Genomic DNA, 19,830 nt, shown 5'->3' with positions numbered 1-19,830 from the left:
TAAATTACACAACCGGTTGAATTTCCTGGTTACAATTAAGTAAAAATCACTTTAAGGATAAATTGATCGTAACTTTACGATCCGGGCGATTGGCCGAAGGTTTGGCTCCAGCCTCTCCCCAAGTGACGGTATTGAGCCGTTCCTCATCGATACCATAGTCATCAACCAGTCTGGCTTCCACTGTCTTGGCGCGCTTGAGCCCTAAGACGCGGTTGTAGTCGTTTTCCCCTTTGCCGTCGGTATGACCAATGATCTCTGCCTGACTGTCAGGGTGCTTGGTTAGAAACCGAGCGATCGGCTTTAGTTTCACGATTTCCTGTTCATTAAGTTGTGCTGAGTCAAAGTCAAAATAGAGTGTCGTGGCTGGTGGAATAGGCGGCGTGACAGCGGGCTCAGGCGCAACGACGGCAGGGACAACCGCTGCTGCCACTGGCGCTGGGCGAGGTTTACTGCCGAATCGATAGGTGCCCTGTAGGCCCCAATAATGCGCATCGGTCAGGTTAAAGCGGTTGGCGATCTCCATATGGTGGAAGTGACGGTAGCGAAAGCCCACGGACCATTGGGATCCCAGTGTGTAGTCCAGCCCCGCGCCGTAGTAGAGGGCCAGGTCGTCCTCATCGAATTGAGCCGTATCGGTTGTGATCTCCAAGTCATACCAATAACCGCCCACTTCCCCAACCAGATCCAATACATCCAACACCGGGCTTCGAGCGGTCAGGCCAAAGCGAAGACCTTCGCCTTTGGTATCTCGAGACTCCAATGCGGTGGCCCAGTTTGCTTCCCCTAGATTGGTGTATCCCAACTCCAGACCAAGATGGCGAGAGAACTGCCAGCCACCATAGATATCCCAAGAAAAGTCAGTATCGTCACACTCAGTGATGGTGCCGCGATCACCAGGGCACACACCTGCCCAGTTGGACTGGCCCAGTCCGATCCCCACATACCACGGGGCCTCATCGGCGTGACTGGTCGTGGTGGAGAGTAAGGGGATCAGGCCCAGTAAGAGGATCCTGTGTGGTTTCATATTCAGACTCCCTGCTGTTCTCATTTTTCGCGTGTCGCAGACGCGACGATGCACACTCATAAGCGTAGAAGCTTCCTTAGAAACGCGTTAATAATTCAGAGCGTTGTATGGCTTTTGGTGGCAGCTGGTGGCTTTTGTGTCACTGGTGCGTGCTGAACTTGTGATCCCTGTGTCGCTTTGGTGTCGCTTTGGTGTCGCGTGCAGTCGTTGGGTGTTGCGGCGGGTGCTGGCGCGGGTTAACTGAGTGTTGCCAAAGTGGTTGACTGTGATCTGGATCGTGCGTGCCGGGAAGCGGGGTATGCTAAGGTGCCCGCCTGTTGTCAGTACGGGCAGCCATAAAAGTGGCCGCGAACTAGAAGAAAAGTGAGACAAACGGCTGACAACCGGCAGGGAATGGCCAAGAAGTTTGGTAGGGAAGTTGATGATTGAGCCACTTAAGGAATGTCTCCGCATTCCTTAAGTGCCCTATAGAAGAACTGACAATATGCTTGATGCTTTTTTCGCGCCCATCGAGGCGGTTATTGATGCGATGAACGGCCTGCTCTGGGGCAAAGTTCTAATCTTTGTGCTGGTCTTTGCTGGTCTGCTGTTTACCGTGATGACTGGCTTTATCCAGTTCCGTCGCCTCGGCCACGGTGTGAAGCTGGTGAAAGAGGGTCGTAACACCACCGACGGGATCTCCTCCTTCCAGGTGTTCTGTACCTCCATGGCGGCCCGTGTGGGCACCGGCAACATGGCGGGTGTGGCCGTGGCCATCACCGTGGGTGGCGCCGGTGCCATCTTCTGGATGTGGCTGATCGCCCTGCTGGGTATGGCGACCGCGTTCATTGAGTCCACCCTGGCTCAGGTCTACAAGGTGAAGGGTGACGACGGGATCTACCGCGGTGGCCCGGCTTACTACATGGAGCAGGGCCTGGGTAAACGCTGGATGGGCTCCCTGTTCTCCGTACTGCTGATCATCGCCTTCGGCTTTGCCTTCAACGCCGCTCAGTCCAACACCATCGCCGATGCGGTGAACACCGCCTTTGGTATCGATAAGGCGCTGCTGGGTCTGCTGATCGTAGCGGCCAGTGCCTACATCATCTTCGGTGGCCTGAAGAAGGTGGCCAAGGCCTCTGAGCTGATCGTCCCTGTAATGGCCGTCGCTTACCTGCTGATCGCTGTGATCGTGCTGGTGATGAACATCACCGAAGTGCCAGCCGCTCTGGCGTTGATCTTCAAGTCTGCTTTCGGCCTGGAAGAGGCTGCTGGTGGTGTGATTGGTGCTGTTATGGCCGGTGTGGCCCGCGGTCTGTTCTCCAACGAAGCGGGTATGGGCTCTGCGGCCAACATCGCCGCCTCTGCTACCCCGAACCCGAACCACCCTGCGTCCCAGGGCTTCGTCCAGATGACTGGTGTGTTCGTCGATACCCTGGTGATCTGTACCGCCTCTGCGGCGATCATCCTGCTGTCTGGTGTGCTGAATGATCCACAGGGTCAAGGTGGTATCGGCCTGCTGCAGCTGGCGCTGACCAATGAACTGGGTGGTTGGGCTTCCTTCTTCCTGGCCTTCGCCATCATCCTGTTCTGCTTTAGCTCCATCATTGCCAACTACAGCTACGCAGAAACTAACATCAAGTTCCTGACCAAGAGCAAGGCCGTACTGACCGGCTTCCGCGTTGCGGTTCTGGCCATGGTGATGGCGGGCTCCGTGGCCTCCCTGAACCTGGTGTGGAACTTTGCGGATGTGTCCATGGGCCTGATGGCGCTGGTGAACATTGCCGCCCTGGTGATGCTGTCCAAGGTAGCCATTGCGGTGATCAAGGATTACGAAGATCAGCTTAAAGCCGGCAAGACTCCGGAGTTCAATGCGGGCACCGTTGCCGCACTGGAAGCTCAGCTGCACTGTGACACTTGGAAAGACGCCGAGCAAAAGCCGGTTTTCGAGCGTTAATGACAGCTTGCCTGCGTTTGTTATGAATTAGCGAATGAGGCAATCGAAAGCCGCGTTCCCCTTAACTGGGGGGCGCGGTTTTTTTGTGTCTGTGCCACTGATATATTGAAGCTTCATTCGATGGAACCCTTTCAAGGAGCTGTGTATGTTGGCGGTGATCTCCCCGGCGAAGAATTTGGATTTTGATACGCCGGCGCACATCGATGCGTTTACTCAGCCGGCCTTGCTGGAGCACGCCGAAGCCCTGATCACCACCTGCCGGCAATTGACCCCGGCGGATCTGGCCAGCCTGATGAAGCTGTCGGATAAGCTGGCGGGACTGAATGCCGCGCGCTTTGCCGATTGGCAGCCTCCCTTTACGCAGGACAATGCCAAGCAGGCGGTGCTGGCCTTTAACGGTGATGTCTATACGGGCCTGGATGCGGGCACGCTCAACGCGGAGCAGTTAGCCTATGCCCAGCAGCACTTAGTGATTTTGTCGGGCCTGTACGGCCTCTTACGTCCCTTGGATCTGATCCAGGCCTATCGGTTGGAGATGGGCACCAAGCTGGCCAATGGACGAGGCAAAGATCTCTACACCTTCTGGGGCAGCATCATTACCGACGCGCTCAATCAGGCCCTGACGGCACAGGGCGACAACGTGGTCGTTAATCTGGCTTCCAATGAGTATTTTAAGTCGGTGAAGAAGCGCGAACTGGAGGGGCGGATCATCACCCCGGTATTCAAGGATCTGAAGAACGGCCAGTACAAGATCATCAGCTTCTATGCCAAGAAGGCTCGGGGGATGATGGCACGCTTTATGATCGAGCAGCAGCCCCAGAGCCCGAAGGAGCTCGAAGCCTTCGATTACGCGGGTTATCGCTTCAGTGAGGCGGACTCGAGCGAAGATTCCCTGGTGTTTCTGCGGGATGAACCCGTCTAGGCGTAAAACCTTTGGTACTTTAAAAGGCCCTGAGCTCCAGGGCCTTTTTGCTGCTCAGTCACCAAGGATCTCGGGAATAGGGGGTATTTGGTTTATTTCCAAGCTTCTGAACGGAAGCTCCATGATGCGCAGAATGGCGACCTGTGGCCTATCCCGGTCATGAGCATGCTGGACATTCCTGGACGTTGAACCTGGGCTCAGGGGGCGCCACTGACCCTCTATTGTGGTCAGTCAGGTAGGGGCCCAATACCGAGGCTACCTATTCCGGAATATCCCTTGCAATGCTGGTGTGGTGGCGTTGCGTCTTCAGGGGGTGTGGACTGAAATGGTGGGCCTTGGCCCTCTTACGAACCTATATCGGCTGCTGATCGGCAGGTGGATGATGCAACGCCTGATCATCAAGTGGCGGGGCCTGGGGCATTGCGTTCGGCACGGATCAGCGGATGCTCAGGGTGAGGGGGCGATGAGGGGGAAACAGACATAAAAAAACCGGCCAGAAGGCCGGTTTTTACTAAGCAATGTCAAAGCAATAATTACAGAGCTTTGATTTGCGCAGCCAGGCGGCTCTTATGACGAGCAGCTTTGTTCTTGTGGATCAGACCTTTGGTGGCCATGCGATCCAGGATAGGCTGGGCAGCTTGGAAAGCTTCGGTAGCAGCAGCTTTGTCGCCAGCGGCGATAGCAGCAATTACTTTCTTGGTGTAGGTGCGCATCATAGAGCGACGGGAAGCGTTGTGCTGACGACGCTTTTCGCTGGTGATGGCACGCTTCTTAGCAGACTTGATGTTAGCCAAGTGCAAACTCCTAAAAACGGTGCAGTCTGGATTCTTACAAGGGTCGCGAATTTACTTATTTCAGCCCGGTTTGTCAACGACAATGAGCAAATAAGCGCCAGTTCTAAGAGCCGGTGACCAAATTTGGCCTTTCGCAACCCATCTAGTTTAAGATGGGGCGAAATTCTAGCAGCATTCCCGCCTCGGTGACAGGGGGCGCGGTTTTTTTTTGTCTTCCCGTCTTGTGGGGGTGGGCCAGGTCCCATCTTTTGTGTGTTTCAGGGGTCTTTTTTGAGCAGAAAACTTGTTCGCTCCGGCTTGATCGTGAGTGCCATGACGTTGATCTCCCGTGTACTGGGGCTGGTCCGTGACGTGGTGGTGGCCAATTTAATGGGGGCTGGGGCGGCGGCCGACGTGTTTTTCCTGGCGAACAAGATCCCCAATTTCCTGCGTCGCCTGTTTGCCGAAGGAGCGTTTGCCCAGGCGTTTGTGCCGGTATTGACCGAGTATCAGCAGAAGCGCTCTCACAGCGAGGTGCAGGAGCTGATCGCCCGGGTCAGCGGCACGCTGGGGCTGATCGTGACTGTGGTGACCCTGGTGGGGGTGATAGGCTCTCCGGTGCTGGCGGCGCTGTTTGGCACCGGCTGGTTTGTTGCCTGGCTCGGTGGTGAGCCGGAGGGGCAGAAATTTTTGCTGGCTGCCTTGATGCTCAAGATCACCTTCCCTTACCTGTGGTTTATCACCTTTACCGCGTTGGCTGGGGCGATCCTCAACACCCTGGGACGCTTTGCCGTGGCGGCCTTTACCCCGGTCTTTCTCAATATTGCCATCATCGCCTGTGCCCTGTGGTTGTCGCCCCAATTGGCGAAGCCTGAGCTGGGGCTGGCCTGGGGCGTATTTATCGGGGGCCTGGTGCAGTTCCTGTTCCAGATCCCTTTCCTGCTGCGTACGCATACCCTGGTACGCCCCCGTTGGGGCTGGTCTCATCCCGGGGTGGTAAAGATCCGCACCTTGATGATCCCGGCGATGTTTGGCGTCTCCGTCAGTCAGATCAACCTGCTGTTTGATACCTTTATTGCCAGTTTCCTGATGACCGGATCCATCAGTTGGCTCTACTACTCCGATCGTTTGCTGGAGTTTCCCCTGGGCCTGTTTGGTATCGCCATCGCCACGGTGATCCTGCCAGCGCTGTCGCGCAAGCACGCCGACGCGGATCCAAGCCAGTTCGCCAAAACCCTGGATTGGGGCATGCGCTCGGTGTTGTTGTTGGGGATCCCGGCGATGCTGGGGCTGATGGTATTGGCTCAACCCATGCTCATGGTGCTCTTTATGCGTGGTGCCTTTACTGTTGCCGACACCCAGATGGCGACCATGAGTCTGTTGGCCTACGCCTCGGGCCTGCTCAGTTTTATGCTGGTGAAGGTGCTGGCACCGGGTTACTACGCCCGCCAGGACACCAAGACCCCGGTGCGTTACGGGATCATCGCCATGGTGGCGAATATGGGCTTTAACGTCGTGCTGGCGATCCCCTTTGGTTATGTGGGGCTGGCACTGGCGACCTCTGCTTCGGCCACTTTGAATGCCTACCTGCTCTACCGAGGCTTACGTCGGCAGGAGGTCTTTAGCCTGACCCGGGACAGCCAGCTGCTGATCAGCAAGATGATCCTGGCCGGCGCTGCCATGGCTGCAAGCCTGTTATGGCTGTGCCCCCCTGAGGCTCAGTGGCTGGCATGGGACACCCTGGAGCGGATCGTTCGGCTGTTTGGCTATATCGGCCTGGGGGCGCTGATCTACCTAGTGAGTTTATTGCTGCTGGGGATCCGTCCCAATCGGCTAAAGAGCGCGTGAGCTTGGGGGAGTGGCCCGTTGCGTGAAAAATGAGCTGAACCAATCGTTTTCCCTGTGATGGGGTACTAGGGTATAATCCGGCGATTTTCGAAGCAAAAGATGTGCGGCTGAGCCATGGAGTTGATCCGAGGTATTCACAATCTGGTGGAGCATCACCGGGGTTGTGTCCTGACAATAGGGAATTTTGACGGCGTGCATCTGGGCCATGCCGCGGTGATAGGTCGTCTGGTCGAGGTCGCCCGGTTGCACGGAGTGCCCGCCACCGTGATGTTGTTCGAGCCCCAGCCTCAGGAATTTTTCCTTGGTGAGCGGGCGGCCGCTCGGCTGAGCCTGTTGCGAGACAAGCTGGCCCGGTTGGCTCAGCTGGGGGTGGATCGGGTACTGTGCGTGCGCTTTAATCGTGAATTTGCCCAGTACGATCCCGATGCGTTTGTGGATGATCTGCTGGTTGGTCGGCTCGGGGTTCGCTACCTGGTGGTGGGGGACGACTTCTGTTTTGGCAAGGATCGCCGGGGAGATTTTTCCCTGCTGCAACGCGCCGGTCAGCAGCATGGTTTCACCGTGCAGGATACCGCCAGTTGCCTGTTGGGCAGCGCGCGGATCTCCAGCACCCTGATCCGCCAGGCCCTGGCTCGCGGTGATATGTCTGACGCCGCGGCAATGCTGGGTTACCCTTATCGGATCAGCGGTCGTGTGGCCCACGGTGATAAGCTGGGCCGGACCATCGATTTCCCCACGGCCAATGTGCTGCTTAAGCGCACTGTGGTGCCGGTTCGGGGCGTCTTTGCGGTGCGGATCTGCACTCAGGATGGCCGCTGGTATCGCGGCGTGGCCAATGTCGGGCGACGCCCTACGGTGGCCGGGGTGCAGTGTCGCCTTGAAGTACATATTTTTGATTTTAACGCTGATCTTTATGGTCAGCACCTGCAGGTCGAGCTGGTGAGCTGGCTGCGGGATGAACAAGCCTTCTCCTCGTTAGAGGCGTTGAAGGCCCAGATCCAGGCGGATGCGAAGGAAGCCCGAGTGCGGCTCGCAAACGCAAAAAACCCTGTTTGATTTACCGGATGGTGTGACCCTAAATGGTTGATTACAAAACGACTCTGAATCTGCCTGAAACCGAGTTCCCGATGCGCGGGAACCTGGCTAAGCGTGAACCTGAAATGCTCAAAAACTGGGACGAAAAGGCGCTCTACAAAGCCATTCGTGCCAGCCGTCAGGGCGCCAAGCCGTTCGTGCTGCACGACGGCCCTCCGTACGCCAACGGTGACATCCACATCGGTCACTCCGTGAACAAGATCCTCAAAGACATCATCATCAAGGCCAAGACCCTGTCTGGTTTTGATGCGCCCTATGTCCCGGGCTGGGATTGCCACGGTCTGCCCATCGAGTTGAAGGTGGAGCAGAAGGTCGGTAAGCCGGGCCACAAGGTCTCCGCCGCCGAGTTCCGTCAAAAGTGCCGTGAGTATGCCAAGACCCAGGTCGAAGGCCAGAAAGCCGACTTTATCCGCCTGGGCGTACTGGGTGAATGGGACAAGCCTTACCTGACCATGGCCTTTGAGACCGAAGCGAACATCATCCGCTCCCTGGCTAAGATCATCGACAACGGTCACCTGCACAAAGGTGCCAAGCCGGTGCACTGGTGTACCGATTGTGGCTCTGCCCTGGCCGAGGCCGAGGTGGAGTACGAGGATAAGACCTCGCCAGCCATCGACGTACGTTTTGTCGCCGACGATGCCAAGCTGGTGGCGGACAAGTTCGATTGTGCCGAAGGCCATCAGGGCGAAGGCCCGATCTCGGCCGTGATCTGGACCACGACGCCGTGGACCCTGCCGGCTAACCGAGCCATCGCCCTGCATGAGAGCGTGCAGTATGCCCTGGTGCAGGTGGAAGGTGAGCGCAAGGAGCGTTTGATCCTGGCTGCCGATCTGGTTAAAGACGTGATGGATCGTGCCGGGATCGAGCACTACCACAACCTGGGTTACTGCCAGGGCAAGGCGCTGGAGCTGCAGCAGTTCCATCACCCCTTCTACGACATGCTGGTGCCCGTGATCCTGGGTGATCATGTGACCACAGACTCAGGTACCGGTTGTGTGCACACCGCGCCTGGCCATGGCCAGGAAGATTTTGTGGTGGGCAACCAGTACAACCTGGAGGTGGCCAACCCGGTAGGGAATAACGGCGTCTACCTGCCAGATACCCCTCTGTTTGCCGGTCAGCACGTGTTCAAGGCCAATGGCCCGATCATCGAGGTGCTCAAAGAGAAAGGTGCCCTGCTGCACCATGAGGCCCTGCGCCACAGCTACCCGCATTGCTGGCGCCACAAGACGCCAATCATCTTCCGTGCCACCCCGCAGTGGTTTATCTCCATGGATCAGGCTGGTCTGCGTCAGCGCTCCCGTGAAGAGATTGAGCAGGTGCAGTGGATCCCGGATTGGGGTCAGGCCCGTATCGATACCATGGTGGAGAACCGTCCGGACTGGTGTATCTCTCGTCAGCGTACCTGGGGGGTGCCGATCGCCCTGTTCGTCCACAACGAAACCCAGGCCCTGCATCCGCGCAGCGTTGAGCTGATGGAGCAGGTGGCTTTGCGTGTCGAGCAAGAGGGGATTCAGGCCTGGTGGGATCTGGACGCCGCCGAGCTGCTGGGGGACGAAGCCGAGCACTACACCAAGGTGACCGACACCCTGGATGTGTGGTTTGATTCCGGTGTCACCCACGCTTCCGTGGTGGATGCCCGCCCAGAATTCAACGGCCACGGTGCCGATCTCTACCTGGAAGGCTCGGATCAGCACCGTGGCTGGTTCATGTCCTCCTTGATCTCCTCCACGGCGATGAAGAACAAGGCCCCCTACAAACAGGTGCTGACCCACGGCTTTACCGTGGATGGCAAGGGCCGCAAGATGTCCAAGTCCCTGGGCAATGTGATGAGTCCGCAGCAGGTGGTGAACAAGCTGGGAGCGGATATCCTGCGTCTGTGGGTGGCTTCCACCGATTACACAGGTGAGATGACCGTTTCCGACGAGATCCTCAAGCGCAGCGCCGATGCATATCGCCGGATCCGTAACACCTCCCGTTTCCTGCTGGCTAACATGAGTGGCTTTAACCCGGCCACCGATATGGTGGCGCTGGACGAGATGGTGGCGCTGGATCGCTGGGTTGTGGCCCGTGCCCACGCCCTGCAGGAAGAGATCGTTGCTGCTTATGAAGAGTACAACTTCCACGGTGTGACTCAGCGTCTGATGCAGTTCTGCTCTGTCGAGCTGGGCAGCTTCTACCTGGATATCATCAAGGATCGTCAGTACACCGCCAAAGGCGATGGCCATGCCCGCCGCTCCTGCCAGAGTGCCCTGTTCCTGATCACCGAGGCCCTGGTGCGCTGGATGGCGCCGATCATGAGCTTCACCGCCGACGAGATCTGGAAAGAGTTGCCGGGCGAGCGTGGCGAGTTTGTGTTTACCCAGTACTGGTTCGATGGCCTGGCGGCCATGAGTGACGAGGCAGCCCTGACCGATGGCCAATGGCAGCAGCTGGTGGCCGTGTTGGGTGAGTTGAACAAGCAGCTGGAACAGGCCAAGGCCGACGGCATCAAGAACCGCCTTGAAGCGGACGTGACCCTGTACGCCAGTGGTGAACTCAAAGCCCTGCTGGAGCAGCTGGGTGATGAATTGCGCTTCGTGCTGATCACCTCCAACGCCACGGTGAAGGAGCTGGCCGAGGCCGACGGTGCCAAGGGCACTGAGATCGACGGCCTGCTGGTGAAACTGACCAAGACCAGTGCCGCCAAGTGTGAGCGCTGCTGGCACCACCGTGAAGACGTGGGCAGTGTTGCGGCGCACCCGACCCTGTGTGGTCGCTGTGTCACCAACATCGATGGCGCAGGTGAGGCCCGTCAGTATGCTTAAGGAAGCCTGGACCCAGCGTCCCGGTGCATGGACGCACAGTGGTTGTGTCTGGCTGTGGGTGAGTGCCTTGGCACTCATCCTCGATCAGGCGACCAAGTTGCTCACCGTGGCCAAGATGGCCTATGGCGAAGTGATCCCCCTGATCCCCTACCTGAACCTGCGCTATGTGCACAATGAAGGAGCGGCCTTCAGCTTTCTGGCGGATGCCGGTGGTTGGCAGCGCTGGGGCTTCGCCATTTTTGCCTTGATCGTTTCCGTGGGTTTGATCGCGATGTTGCGCTCGGAGCGGGCAGACAATCGCCTGCTCAATAATGCCTATGCACTGATCCTGGGGGGCGCCATCGGTAACCTGATCGATCGCCTCGCCTACGGCTATGTGATCGACTTTATCGATTTTTACGTCGGCAACTGGCACTGGCCGGCATTTAACATTGCCGACAGCGCCATCTGTATTGGCGCCGGTTTGATGATCCTGGATGCGTTTCGCCAGCCTAAAGCTGGTGAAGGTGAGCGAGTCAAATGAGTGAGGTCCCTGTGAGTGATCCGGTAGTGGGCCCTGGCGCCCAGATCTTTATGCACTTCAACGTGGAGCTGAGTGACGGCAGTGTTGCCGACAGCACTCGCGCCCATGGCAAACCGGCGCGCCTGACCCTGGGGGACGGCAGCCTGAGTCCTGGCATGGAGCAGGCGCTGATGGGCCTGGCCAAGGGTGACAAGAAGCGTTTTAGCCTGCCGCCGGAGGACGCCTTTGGCCAACCGAACCCGGACAATATCCAGCATATGGAGCGCACGGCGTTTGCGGCCGATGCCGAGCTGGAGATCGGTACCATCATGGCGTTTACCGCTATGGACGGGAACCAGTTTCCCGGGGTGATCCGGGCCGTGGAAGGGGATTCGGTGACGGTGGACTTCAACCATCCACTGGCCGGTCAGACCGTGCTGTTTGACGTCGAGATCTTGGACGTGATCGTCAAGGAGTCGTGATGAAAGTCGTAATGGCCAATCCCCGCGGCTTTTGTGCCGGCGTTGATCGGGCGATCAGCATTGTTGAGCGCGCTCTGGAGCTGTTTGAAAAGCCTATCTATGTGCGCCATGAAGTGGTCCACAACCGCTATGTGGTGGATGGCCTTCGTCAGCGCGGGGCGGTGTTTGTCGATGAGCTGCACCAGGTGCCGGACCACAGTATCGTGATCTTCTCTGCCCACGGGGTGTCTCAGGCGGTTCGCGATGAAGCTAAGCAGCGCGGCCTCAAGGTGTTTGATGCCACCTGTCCGCTGGTGACCAAGGTACACATGCAGGTCACCCGGGCCAGCCGTCGGGGCACTGAGTGTGTGCTGATTGGTCATGCCGGTCACCCTGAGGTGGAAGGTACCATGGGGCAATACAGCAATGATCAGGGGGGGATCTACCTGGTGGAATCCCCCGAAGATGTGGCCAGGCTGGAAGTCAAAGATGAGGCCAACCTGACCTTTGTGACTCAGACAACCCTGTCGATGGATGATACCGCGGCGGTGATCGCAGCCCTTAAGGCGCGTTTTCCCCAGGTTGAAGGACCTCGCAAGGACGATATCTGCTACGCCACCCAGAACCGCCAGGACGCGGTGCGGGAACTGGCTGCTCGCTCCGATCTGGTGTTGGTGGTCGGCTCGAAAAATTCATCAAACTCCAATCGCTTGCGGGAGTTGGCGGAAAAGTCCGGGACAGCGGCTCAGCTGATCGATGGTGCCGAGGACATTCGTAGCGAGTGGTTGCATGGGGTGGATACCCTGGGCGTTACCGCCGGGGCTTCGGCACCGGAGGTGCTGGTACAGGGCGTGGTTGAGGCGCTGAAGGCTCAGGGCGCCATAGAGGTTCAAGAGGCCCAAGGTCGAGAAGAGAACGTGGTATTCCATGTTCCAGCCGAGCTACGATAGGCCAAGGCTGATAATAAAAACGCCACCCTCAAGGGTGGCGTTTTTTGTGCGTGTGAGTCTACCAGCAGGGGGTGGGGGACTTTTCGTCACTTTGGTTTATCGTGAGGATTTTGCAGGATTGACTGCCTTCGCTGTCATTGGCTTGCGCAGCGGTGGCGGTGGCGGTAAGGGTATAGGTCGAGGCGGAAGTATTGGATAGAGCGTAGCTGTAGTTAGCAGTGTTGCCGATCCCTAAAGCACTGGCTGTGAGTGTGGTGGGGGAAGCGCTATTGCAGTCATTAGGGGCCTGGCCATACTGACGGCAGCTGATCCGGTACTCCTCGAGTTGTAACTGGGCCTCAAGCAGATCTTGTTGTGCGTTAACCCTGTGGGTTTTACGAACGTATCCCTGATAGGAGGGAACCGCCATGCTGGCAATAATGGCAAGGATCACCAGGGTGATCATCAGTTCAATCAGGGTTAGCCCCCGAAATGGACGGTAGCGTTTGTAGGGGAAGATCATCGTGGCACTCCTGGTGGTTCCGTCACACAGCGTGAGAGCAGGCTACACTCCTAATATCATTAAGATCTAGACGGGAAGGGAGCGTTTCTCCAGTTCACAGGGAAAGGTGTATCTATGGAAGTCCTCAAGGAATTGTACCCGCGCCGTCATCGCGGCGGCTTTACCCTGATTGAGTTACTGATTGCGATCACCGTGCTCAGTCTCTTAGTGGGGATGGCTGTGCCCGCCTTTACCGGCATGGCACAGGGATTGCGGCTGCGTTCCGCCGCCTTCCAAGTGCTCAATACGATCCACCTGGCTCGGACCGAGGCAATAAAGCGAGACCTCGATGGGGTCACGGTCAAATTGCTGAATGAGGACACCCGGAATTGGTGTGTGCGTCTGACCACAACACCCGACACTTGCACTTCCTGTGACAGTTCTGCGGCCTGCTCAATTGATGGGGATGGGATCCTGAGGGGGGTGGTGGCGACTGATTTTACTGGCATTACTCTGTCTGGTATCACTTATTCTGGCAATGCTTTTGTACTTGATCGGCGACGCAGTGCGATGACTTCGGGCAGCCTTGAGTTGGAGGCGTCTACGACCCGGCGGGTCAAGGTGATTACCAGTATGGTGGGTCGTGTACGGATCTGCTCTTCGGGATCGGAGTCGATAATGGGGTTGAAGGCATGCGGTTGAAGATCGCAAGGATGCTGGGGTTTAGCTTGGTGGAGCTGATGGTCTCCATGACACTGGGGTTGCTGGTCCTGACGGCTCTGGTGGCTTTTTCCGGTGCCAATCTCAGGGCCAACAGTACCACTTTGGAGCTGTCCCGTCTGAATCAGGAGCTGCAGATCCTGATGACCCTTATGGTGCGGGATATCCGGCGGGCCGGTTACCGAGGCGATGCCCTGAGCAATAGGGATATCGGTGATCAGTCTTTTATGTTTCTTCCTGGTAGCATCGACAGTGATGGCAATTGGTCGGCAAAACATCTGGATGATCTGGTCAGTGGTGCCAGCCATGGTGAGGGGGGACCCTACCAGTGTATTGCGGTGATGGCGGATCATAATGAGGATGGATCACCCATTACCCAGGATGCGACGACATCGCTGGATGATCCGGCCGAGCTGGTTGGTTATCGTTTTGACAGCACGAATCAAGAAGTTGAAGTCAGACGGTGGAAAAAGGACCTGCCAGCACAGCCTTGTTCGACAACCTATTGGCAAGGAGTGACAAGTCCGGATCTCGCCGTAACCCGGTTGGATTTTCAGCTCGACCCGCCAATTGAAGCGAATACGTCACGTTTGATCCAATCGGTCACTATTACCTTGAGCGGCCAGATTGTCAGGCGGCCCGAGATCTCGCTGACCTTGCAGCAGCGGGTCCGGATCCGAAATAACGTCTATTAAAAGGAGGCGGCATGGGCAGGGAGAGCCGAGGTTTTGCCACCATGAGCATTACGTTAATGCTTATGTTGATCTTGGCGGCAGTGACCCTCTACGCGGCTAAGGTCCTGCTCTTGGAGAAGCGGATCTCGGCCAATGAGTTTCAGTATGCCCAGGCCTTTAGCCGAGCCGAGTCGGGCCTGGATGGGGCCGTACGACTGTTCCTTGATGGGGCGGCATCGGTATGTGGCCTCAGTAAAGAGATGGATCTACCCGATGGCAGCAAGGTGACGGCCAGGTGGGACTGTACCGACGGGAATGATCCGGTGCAGATCGAGGCCAGTTACCTTGATGTGGCTTCCAGGACCTCGGCAAAGGTATCGGAGATCTACGCCCGCGCACCTTTGTTTGAGATGGGGGCTCCGGCGCCTTTAAGCCTGGCCAGTGCAAGCCGACTCAACGGAACCTTGGACATCGGTGCCATGCCCAATGGTGGCGGGCAGGGAGTGCCCTTGTCGGTCTGGGCCGGGGAGACCGATGACTTTACTGGAGCGGCAACCACCTGCCCTGTGGAGGAGTTTGCCCGGGGAGGGGAGGCCTGTAACAAGTTTGATTTTATCTATTCGGAGAAAGCCGGAGGCAGTTCGAAGGGGGAATTTGTCCAGGGCGGGCAGGATATTGTGATAGACGACCCCAACTTTCCCGAGGATCTGTTTGAGTTCACCTTTGGTATCGCCTCGAAAGATTGGCAGCAGATCTATTATCGCGGTGCAACGAAGATCAGTGACTGCAGCAGCCTGAGTACGGCGACACCGGCCGGGATCTATGTATTTGAAGGTTCAGGTATGACGCCCTGTGAACCGGGAGAGGTTGGCGCCCCGGAGGCGCCAGTGATCCTGCTGGCGGTGGATGCGGATCTGATCCTGAAGAGCGGGCCATTCTATGGTGTGGTCTTTGCCTTCGATTCGACGCCGGATGACGCCTCTGTCGACGCCACCGTCAGTATGAATGCCGGTGCCATGATCTATGGTGCAGTCATGAGCAGTGCCCCGGAGGTGGGTAATATCAACGGCAGTGCGGCGGTGAGCTGGCACTCTGATGTGTTTGAGGCATTTGAAGAAGATCTCAGTCAGGTGTTTTCCCCCCTGGTGAAGGTCGCTGGCAGTTGGAAGGATTTTTAGACAAGGAGAGTGGTATGGGGTCCCGGCGGCAGCAACTGGGCTTTGGGTTGATTGAAGTGCTCGTAGCGGTGCTCGTGATCGGCCTTGGGGTAGTGGCCCTGACCACACTTCAGGGCAAGCTGGTCAAAAGCGCTTCGGCCACCAGTCAACGGGAGGTCGCGCTGAAACTGGCCCAGGCAAAGATCGACGATCTGCGCGCCTATACCACGGGGGAAGACCCCGCAGGGTTTGGTTTTGCGGATATTGCGACCAACCAAGGGGGACGTGATGGCGTGCTGCCGGCCTCCAATGAGGTGAACTTTCTCTCCCAGACTTTCAGTCTCGGCTGGGTCGTCTCCAATCGAACTCTGGTTGATGGGGCCTTTGTTGACTCTTCCGAACCGGACGATGCCATAGTGCAAAAGCATGTGGTGGTCACGGTTGGCTGGACCGATACGAGCGGTAGCGCTCAGGCAGTGTCTCTGACCCACAGTCTGTCGCCTACCCCTGCCGATACCGGCACGGCGGCCTCCGGAGGCGGGCAGGGACTGGGGGGAACTGGTCCAACGGTGGTGCATCATGATGCTGCGGCGCCGGATGTGATCGATATCGAACTCGGGGACGGCAGTAAGCGGGAAACGTCAAAGCCTCTGCCGACGGTAGATGCCAAAGACGGCATGGTCTTGGTGCAGTTTGATTCCATCAATTTCTATAATGCCGATGATCAGAAGATAGTTCAGGAAGACAATATCACCGTCAGTTGCAGTTGCACTCTGTCAGCCGATACGGCCATGCGCAACAATGCGCTGCAATTGGACTGGGTGGATGACCAATTAACCTGGGGGGCGATAGGGGCCAGTACTAAACCCACTGGTGTTGCCACGGTTAGCGGTACGGACCGTCTACCGGCTTTGTGCAGCCGTTGCTGTGCAGACCATTTCGATGCGAGCGCCTACAGCGCATCGCCGACCGAAGCGGATCGACTGGAGAAACATTTTAGCTATGACTATCGCCGCTGGGGCAACCTCAAGTACTCGGTGGGTGATTATTCCCGAGAGGTAATTGCCGGACAGTCCTACCTGGAGGCCTGTCGGATGATGCGGGTGGATGGCTACTATGTGTTGATGCCGGACTGGCAGCAGGTACATTTGGAGGTGATGACGCGAGATCATCTCAGCAATGCCGCCGTGGTTGCTGAGTATCAGGCGAGAGTTACCGCGCTGCTGCGAGACTTTGCCAGTAGCTCCGTTAATTACCAGTCCAGTCCGGGCAGCTATGAGTACCTGTCTACCGGCATTTTGGTTCCTCAGGGGGTCGTCAGTATTGACCCCACTGCCAGCACTCGAACCCAGTTGATGTCTCGTGCCGTGTATGTGGACCCCATTGAAAACTATCCCGATGCTAAGTCATCTCTGCCGCTGACGGCCTACCCATTCCATGAAGTGAACAACACCCTGTTGGCGGACTGGACCCTGTACTCCTGTGGCAGTACCAGCTTCGATGCCGCGAACCCGCTCAGTGGTTGTAGTCAGTGTGGCGCGAGCCGTGAGGGCTATGACTGTGGTGGCGGGGTCAAGATCAGCAACCAGCCTGTGGCTGGCGCCAGCGTCGGGGCTACGATCGTGGACGGGGATTACTACGTCGGTTACTACAGCCGCGGAGAGCTGACCTATGATGCGTCAAGTCTGGGCAATTATGTTGCTGCGGTGAGTTCCAGGAAGAGCAATTCGGGGGTAACGGGAAATGGGCCAATTTCGGCTTATGACGCAGACACGGTGTTTACTGAATACTTGGGGATCCAGTTGGGTGGCTCGGGTGCGCCAGATCCAACCAGTCTCACCGTGGGAGGGCGGATCTATTGTCTCGCGGCGAAATTGACCGCGGGGGGAGCGTTTCATAGTTGGGACAGTTGCGATAGCAAAGATTTTCTTGTGGCGGTGTCCTCCAGTGAGGGAACCTCTTGCTCCGACCAGCCGAGTCTAACCGGCAAGGCCACTCCAACCTTTGGCTGCAACCTTCCCGCATCCTGGCTGGATACCGGTGATGGAGAGGCTGACCATTACATATCATTCAGTGGTACGAACTCGGTGTTCGAACCGTCCACGATTACCGAAACCATGATCGAGGCCGAGGTTGATCCCAGTGAGCTGTGTGTGGTGATGGTGCATGGCGGGATCCCGGGGGATGCGACGGCGTGGACCGGTTGTAACTACGCCACGGGCCCGACAGGACTGTAGGGCATTACGCCATGTGAAAGCTTGATAACCCGGCCTGGGTGGCTGTATTCCCCTTTCGCTTTGCCTTACACTTGCGGACTATTCCAAGTGCAGTCTGACAAGTTTATGAGCAAGCAGTTAACCCTGGCTCTGGCCCAAAGAAACTTTGTGGTCGGGGCCATCGAAGGCAATGGTGAGATCATTTGCCAAGACATAGAGCGCGCCCGTCAGCAGGGAGCGGATCTGATCCTATTCTCGGAACTGGCCGTGACCGGCTATCCACCGGAAGACCTGCTGTTGCGTCCCGACTTGATGGCCAGGACCGATGCGGTGTTGGCGACGATCCGGCAGGCGGCAGTTGGGATCACAGTGATCGTAGGACATCCCTACCGGAATGAAGAGGGTGAGCTGTTCAACAGTGCCTCGGTGTTTTCCGATGGCAAACGCCTCGCCTTGACTCATAAGCAGAAGCTGCCTAATTACCGGGTTTTTGATGAGGAGCGCTATTTCGCTCGCGGTGACGAAACCTGCGTGCTGGAGGTCCAGGGACATAAGCTGGCGGTGTTGATCTGCGAAGATATCTGGCACCACGAGCCGATCGCCAGTGCTCGGGAGCAGGGGGCCGAGATCTTGCTGAGCCTCAATGCTTCCCCCTTTGATATGACCAAGCTGGATGAGCGCCTCAATGTCCTGGAGGCATGCAGTGCCGAGTCCAGTGCGCCAGTTGTGTATCTCAACCAGATCGGTGGCCAGGATGAGCTGGTGTTCGATGGTCACTCTATGGTGGTGGATGCCAACGGCTCAGTGACTCAGGAACTGCCCCAGTTTGAAGAGGCGTTTGCCCTGGTCCGCTTTATCGATGGTGCTCCCCAACCTGCCGAGCGGCTCGAGTTGCCTTGTGATGATGCGCAGATCTACAACGCTTTGGTAATGTCAGTACGCGACTATGTGCAGAAAAACGGCTTTCCGGGAGCGGTCCTGGGCCTATCCGGTGGCATCGATTCGGCCTTGACGCTGGCGATCGCGGCGGATGCCATCGGCGCCGAGAATGTGCAGGCTGTCATGATGCCCTACCGCTATACTTCCTCCATCAGTCTTGAGGATGCCGAGGCCGAAGCCAAGGCTCTGGGGGTGGCGTATGATGTGACGCCCATCGAGCCTATTTTTGACGGCTTCCTTGGCGCATTGAGTCCCCTGTTCGCGGGCAAGGAGAAGGACACCACAGAGGAAAACCTGCAGGCTAGGATCCGTGGGGTGTTACTGATGGCTCTGTCCAACAAGAGTGGTAAGATCTTGCTGACAACGGGCAATAAGAGTGAGTTGGCCGTGGGGTATTGCACCTTGTATGGGGATATGTGCGGAGGATTTGCGGTGATCAAGGATCTTCCCAAACAGCTGGTGTACCGCCTTTCCGTTTATCGGAACAGGGTTTCGCCGGTGATCCCCGAACGCGTGATCACTCGCCCACCGTCGGCGGAGCTGGCACCGGATCAGGTAGATCAGGACAGTCTGCCTCCTTATGATGTGCTGGATGATATTTTGGAACGCTATGTTGAGCAGGATCAGAGTGTTGCGGATATTATCGCGGATGGCCATAACGAAGCCGATGTTAGGCGGGTGATCCGCCTGACGGACATCAATGAATACAAACGACGCCAAGCCGCAGTGGGGCCACGAGTCACGCCACGTGCATTTGGTAAGGATCGACGCTATCCCATTACCTCAGGTTTTGGCCGAGCAAACTGGTAAGAGAACGAGATGAAGAAACTGGAAGCGATCATCAAACCCTTCAAGCTGGACGACGTCCGTGAAGCCTTGGGAGAGATCGGGATCACTGGCATGACGGTGCAGGAAGTCAAAGGTTTTGGCCGTCAGAAGGGGCACACCGAGCTGTATCGTGGTGCCGAGTACATGGTGGACTTCCTCCCTAAGGTAAAGATCGAGATCGTTGTCGGAGAAGATATGGTGGATCAGGCAATTGAGGCCATCATCGAAACTTCACGCACAGGCAAGATCGGTGATGGAAAGATCTTCGTGACAGACATCGAGCGGGTGATCCGGATCCGCACTGGGGAAGAGAACGAAGACGCGATCTGAGCGAAAAGCACACCGCGAACCGTATTGGCAAGCCGCGTTTCCCATCGATATGGGAAGCGCGGCTTTGTTTTTGGATTCATTACGTTGAATGTGCGGATATCCCTATTTCCTTTCCGTTTTCACTGGCCCGCACAACACATATAATTGCTCGATTGAATAAGGGGATAATG

The 19,830-nt window shown here is 57.2% G+C and carries 17 protein-coding genes; 14 read left to right on the top strand and 3 right to left on the bottom strand.

Features of this window, described 5'->3' with window-relative positions; all coding sequences use genetic code 11:
* Positions 1 to 46: 46 nt before the first annotated feature.
* Positions 47 to 1,024, bottom strand: a complete 978-nt coding sequence (locus AC2D8U_RS03475; RefSeq protein ID WP_484617647.1) for an OmpA family protein — start codon at positions 1,022 to 1,024, stop codon at positions 47 to 49.
* Positions 1,025 to 1,508: 484 nt separating this feature from the next.
* Here AC2D8U_RS03475 and AC2D8U_RS03470 point away from each other — a divergent pair, with 484 nt between their 5' ends.
* Together AC2D8U_RS03470 and yaaA are read left to right on the top strand one after the other, a co-directional pair.
* The gene (locus tag AC2D8U_RS03470; RefSeq protein ID WP_484617646.1) at positions 1,509 to 2,957 is read left to right on the top strand and encodes an alanine/glycine:cation symporter family protein; all 1,449 of its coding nucleotides are present in this window, start codon (positions 1,509 to 1,511) and stop codon (positions 2,955 to 2,957) included.
* Positions 2,958 to 3,102: 145 nt separating this feature from the next.
* Positions 3,103 to 3,879, top strand: coding sequence for a peroxide stress protein YaaA (yaaA, locus tag AC2D8U_RS03465; protein WP_484617645.1), 777 nt, complete (start codon positions 3,103 to 3,105; stop codon positions 3,877 to 3,879).
* A gap of 533 nt (positions 3,880 to 4,412) precedes the next feature.
* Here yaaA and rpsT read toward each other — a convergent pair.
* Positions 4,413 to 4,673, bottom strand: coding sequence for a 30S ribosomal protein S20 (rpsT, locus tag AC2D8U_RS03460; RefSeq protein WP_484617644.1), 261 nt, complete (start codon positions 4,671 to 4,673; stop codon positions 4,413 to 4,415).
* 270 nt (positions 4,674 to 4,943) lie between these two features.
* On the opposite strand from rpsT, the gene murJ reads away from it, so the two are divergent.
* The 6 genes from murJ to ispH all read left to right on the top strand — a co-directional run bounded on the left by murJ (position 4,944) and on the right by ispH (position 12,315).
* On the top strand, positions 4,944 to 6,500 hold the full coding sequence (gene murJ / locus AC2D8U_RS03455; protein WP_484617643.1) for a murein biosynthesis integral membrane protein MurJ: 1,557 nt from the start codon (positions 4,944 to 4,946) through the stop codon (positions 6,498 to 6,500).
* A gap of 114 nt (positions 6,501 to 6,614) precedes the next feature.
* The gene (ribF, locus tag AC2D8U_RS03450; protein WP_484617642.1) at positions 6,615 to 7,556 is read left to right on the top strand and encodes a bifunctional riboflavin kinase/FAD synthetase; all 942 of its coding nucleotides are present in this window, start codon (positions 6,615 to 6,617) and stop codon (positions 7,554 to 7,556) included.
* 23 nt (positions 7,557 to 7,579) lie between these two features.
* Positions 7,580 to 10,402, top strand: a complete 2,823-nt coding sequence (gene ileS / locus AC2D8U_RS03445; protein ID WP_484617641.1) for an isoleucine--tRNA ligase — start codon at positions 7,580 to 7,582, stop codon at positions 10,400 to 10,402.
* A complete protein-coding gene (gene lspA / locus AC2D8U_RS03440) occupies positions 10,395 to 10,925 on the top strand; it encodes a signal peptidase II (RefSeq protein WP_484617640.1) in 531 nt (176 codons plus the stop codon). Before ileS ends, lspA begins: the two co-directional genes overlap by 8 nt.
* Complete coding sequence (fkpB, locus tag AC2D8U_RS03435; RefSeq protein ID WP_484617639.1) at positions 10,922 to 11,386, top strand: FKBP-type peptidyl-prolyl cis-trans isomerase; 465 nt, start codon at positions 10,922 to 10,924, stop codon at positions 11,384 to 11,386. The genes lspA and fkpB overlap by 4 nt, the downstream gene beginning before the upstream one ends.
* Positions 11,386 to 12,315: a 4-hydroxy-3-methylbut-2-enyl diphosphate reductase gene (ispH, locus tag AC2D8U_RS03430; RefSeq protein ID WP_484617638.1), complete on the top strand. Its 930-nt coding sequence runs from the start codon at positions 11,386 to 11,388 to the stop codon at positions 12,313 to 12,315. The genes fkpB and ispH overlap by 1 nt, the downstream gene beginning before the upstream one ends.
* A gap of 58 nt (positions 12,316 to 12,373) precedes the next feature.
* On the opposite strand, the gene AC2D8U_RS03425 is transcribed toward ispH, so the two are convergent.
* Entirely contained in the window at positions 12,374 to 12,817 is a 444-nt protein-coding gene (locus tag AC2D8U_RS03425) for a type IV pilin protein (protein ID WP_484617637.1), read from the bottom strand.
* A gap of 114 nt (positions 12,818 to 12,931) precedes the next feature.
* Between AC2D8U_RS03425 and AC2D8U_RS03420 the strand changes: the two genes are divergently transcribed.
* The 6 genes from AC2D8U_RS03420 (at position 12,932) to glnB (ending at position 19,660) form a co-directional block, all read left to right on the top strand.
* Positions 12,932 to 13,498 carry a GspH/FimT family pseudopilin gene (locus AC2D8U_RS03420; protein WP_484617636.1) on the top strand — a complete coding sequence of 189 codons (567 nt, stop codon included), beginning with the start codon at positions 12,932 to 12,934 and terminating at the stop codon, positions 13,496 to 13,498.
* Positions 13,489 to 14,211 carry a hypothetical protein gene (locus AC2D8U_RS03415; RefSeq protein ID WP_484617635.1) on the top strand — a complete coding sequence of 241 codons (723 nt, stop codon included), beginning with the start codon at positions 13,489 to 13,491 and terminating at the stop codon, positions 14,209 to 14,211. Before AC2D8U_RS03420 ends, AC2D8U_RS03415 begins: the two co-directional genes overlap by 10 nt.
* Positions 14,212 to 14,222: 11 nt before the next feature.
* Positions 14,223 to 15,368, top strand: coding sequence for a pilus assembly PilX family protein (locus AC2D8U_RS03410; RefSeq protein ID WP_484617634.1), 1,146 nt, complete (start codon positions 14,223 to 14,225; stop codon positions 15,366 to 15,368).
* Between the two features lie 14 nt (positions 15,369 to 15,382).
* Positions 15,383 to 17,584, top strand: coding sequence for a prepilin-type N-terminal cleavage/methylation domain-containing protein (locus AC2D8U_RS03405; protein WP_484617633.1), 2,202 nt, complete (start codon positions 15,383 to 15,385; stop codon positions 17,582 to 17,584).
* A 105-nt stretch (positions 17,585 to 17,689) separates the two neighbouring features.
* On the top strand, positions 17,690 to 19,312 hold the full coding sequence (locus tag AC2D8U_RS03400) for an NAD+ synthase (protein ID WP_484617632.1): 1,623 nt from the start codon (positions 17,690 to 17,692) through the stop codon (positions 19,310 to 19,312).
* A gap of 9 nt (positions 19,313 to 19,321) precedes the next feature.
* Entirely contained in the window at positions 19,322 to 19,660 is a 339-nt protein-coding gene (gene glnB, locus AC2D8U_RS03395) for a nitrogen regulatory protein P-II (RefSeq protein WP_484617631.1), read from the top strand.
* Positions 19,661 to 19,830 lie beyond the last annotated feature (170 nt).

Source organism: Ferrimonas sp. YIN67 (assembly GCF_057219095.1).
The sequence above is the reverse complement of the archived record's forward strand: the minus strand, read 5'-3'. Positions and strand labels throughout refer to the sequence as shown.

Bases quoted from the DNA above. Each gene is read 5' to 3' on its own strand.
- AC2D8U_RS03475 (WP_484617647.1), bottom strand. From the start codon at position 1,024: ATGAAACCACACAGGATCCTCTTACTGGGCCTGATCCCCTTACTCTCC.
- AC2D8U_RS03470 (WP_484617646.1), top strand. From the start codon at position 1,509: ATGCTTGATGCTTTTTTCGCGCCCATCGAGGCGGTTATTGATGCGATG.
- yaaA (WP_484617645.1), top strand. From the start codon at position 3,103: ATGTTGGCGGTGATCTCCCCGGCGAAGAATTTGGATTTTGATACGCCG.
- ribF (WP_484617642.1), top strand. From the start codon at position 6,615: ATGGAGTTGATCCGAGGTATTCACAATCTGGTGGAGCATCACCGGGGT.
- ileS (WP_484617641.1), top strand. From the start codon at position 7,580: ATGGTTGATTACAAAACGACTCTGAATCTGCCTGAAACCGAGTTCCCG.
- lspA (WP_484617640.1), top strand. From the start codon at position 10,395: ATGCTTAAGGAAGCCTGGACCCAGCGTCCCGGTGCATGGACGCACAGT.
- fkpB (WP_484617639.1), top strand. From the start codon at position 10,922: ATGAGTGAGGTCCCTGTGAGTGATCCGGTAGTGGGCCCTGGCGCCCAG.
- ispH (WP_484617638.1), top strand. From the start codon at position 11,386: ATGAAAGTCGTAATGGCCAATCCCCGCGGCTTTTGTGCCGGCGTTGAT.
- AC2D8U_RS03425 (WP_484617637.1), bottom strand. From the start codon at position 12,817: ATGATCTTCCCCTACAAACGCTACCGTCCATTTCGGGGGCTAACCCTG.
- AC2D8U_RS03420 (WP_484617636.1), top strand. From the start codon at position 12,932: ATGGAAGTCCTCAAGGAATTGTACCCGCGCCGTCATCGCGGCGGCTTT.
- AC2D8U_RS03415 (WP_484617635.1), top strand. From the start codon at position 13,489: ATGCGGTTGAAGATCGCAAGGATGCTGGGGTTTAGCTTGGTGGAGCTG.
- AC2D8U_RS03410 (WP_484617634.1), top strand. From the start codon at position 14,223: ATGGGCAGGGAGAGCCGAGGTTTTGCCACCATGAGCATTACGTTAATG.
- AC2D8U_RS03405 (WP_484617633.1), top strand. From the start codon at position 15,383: ATGGGGTCCCGGCGGCAGCAACTGGGCTTTGGGTTGATTGAAGTGCTC.
- AC2D8U_RS03400 (WP_484617632.1), top strand. From the start codon at position 17,690: ATGAGCAAGCAGTTAACCCTGGCTCTGGCCCAAAGAAACTTTGTGGTC.
- glnB (WP_484617631.1), top strand. From the start codon at position 19,322: ATGAAGAAACTGGAAGCGATCATCAAACCCTTCAAGCTGGACGACGTC.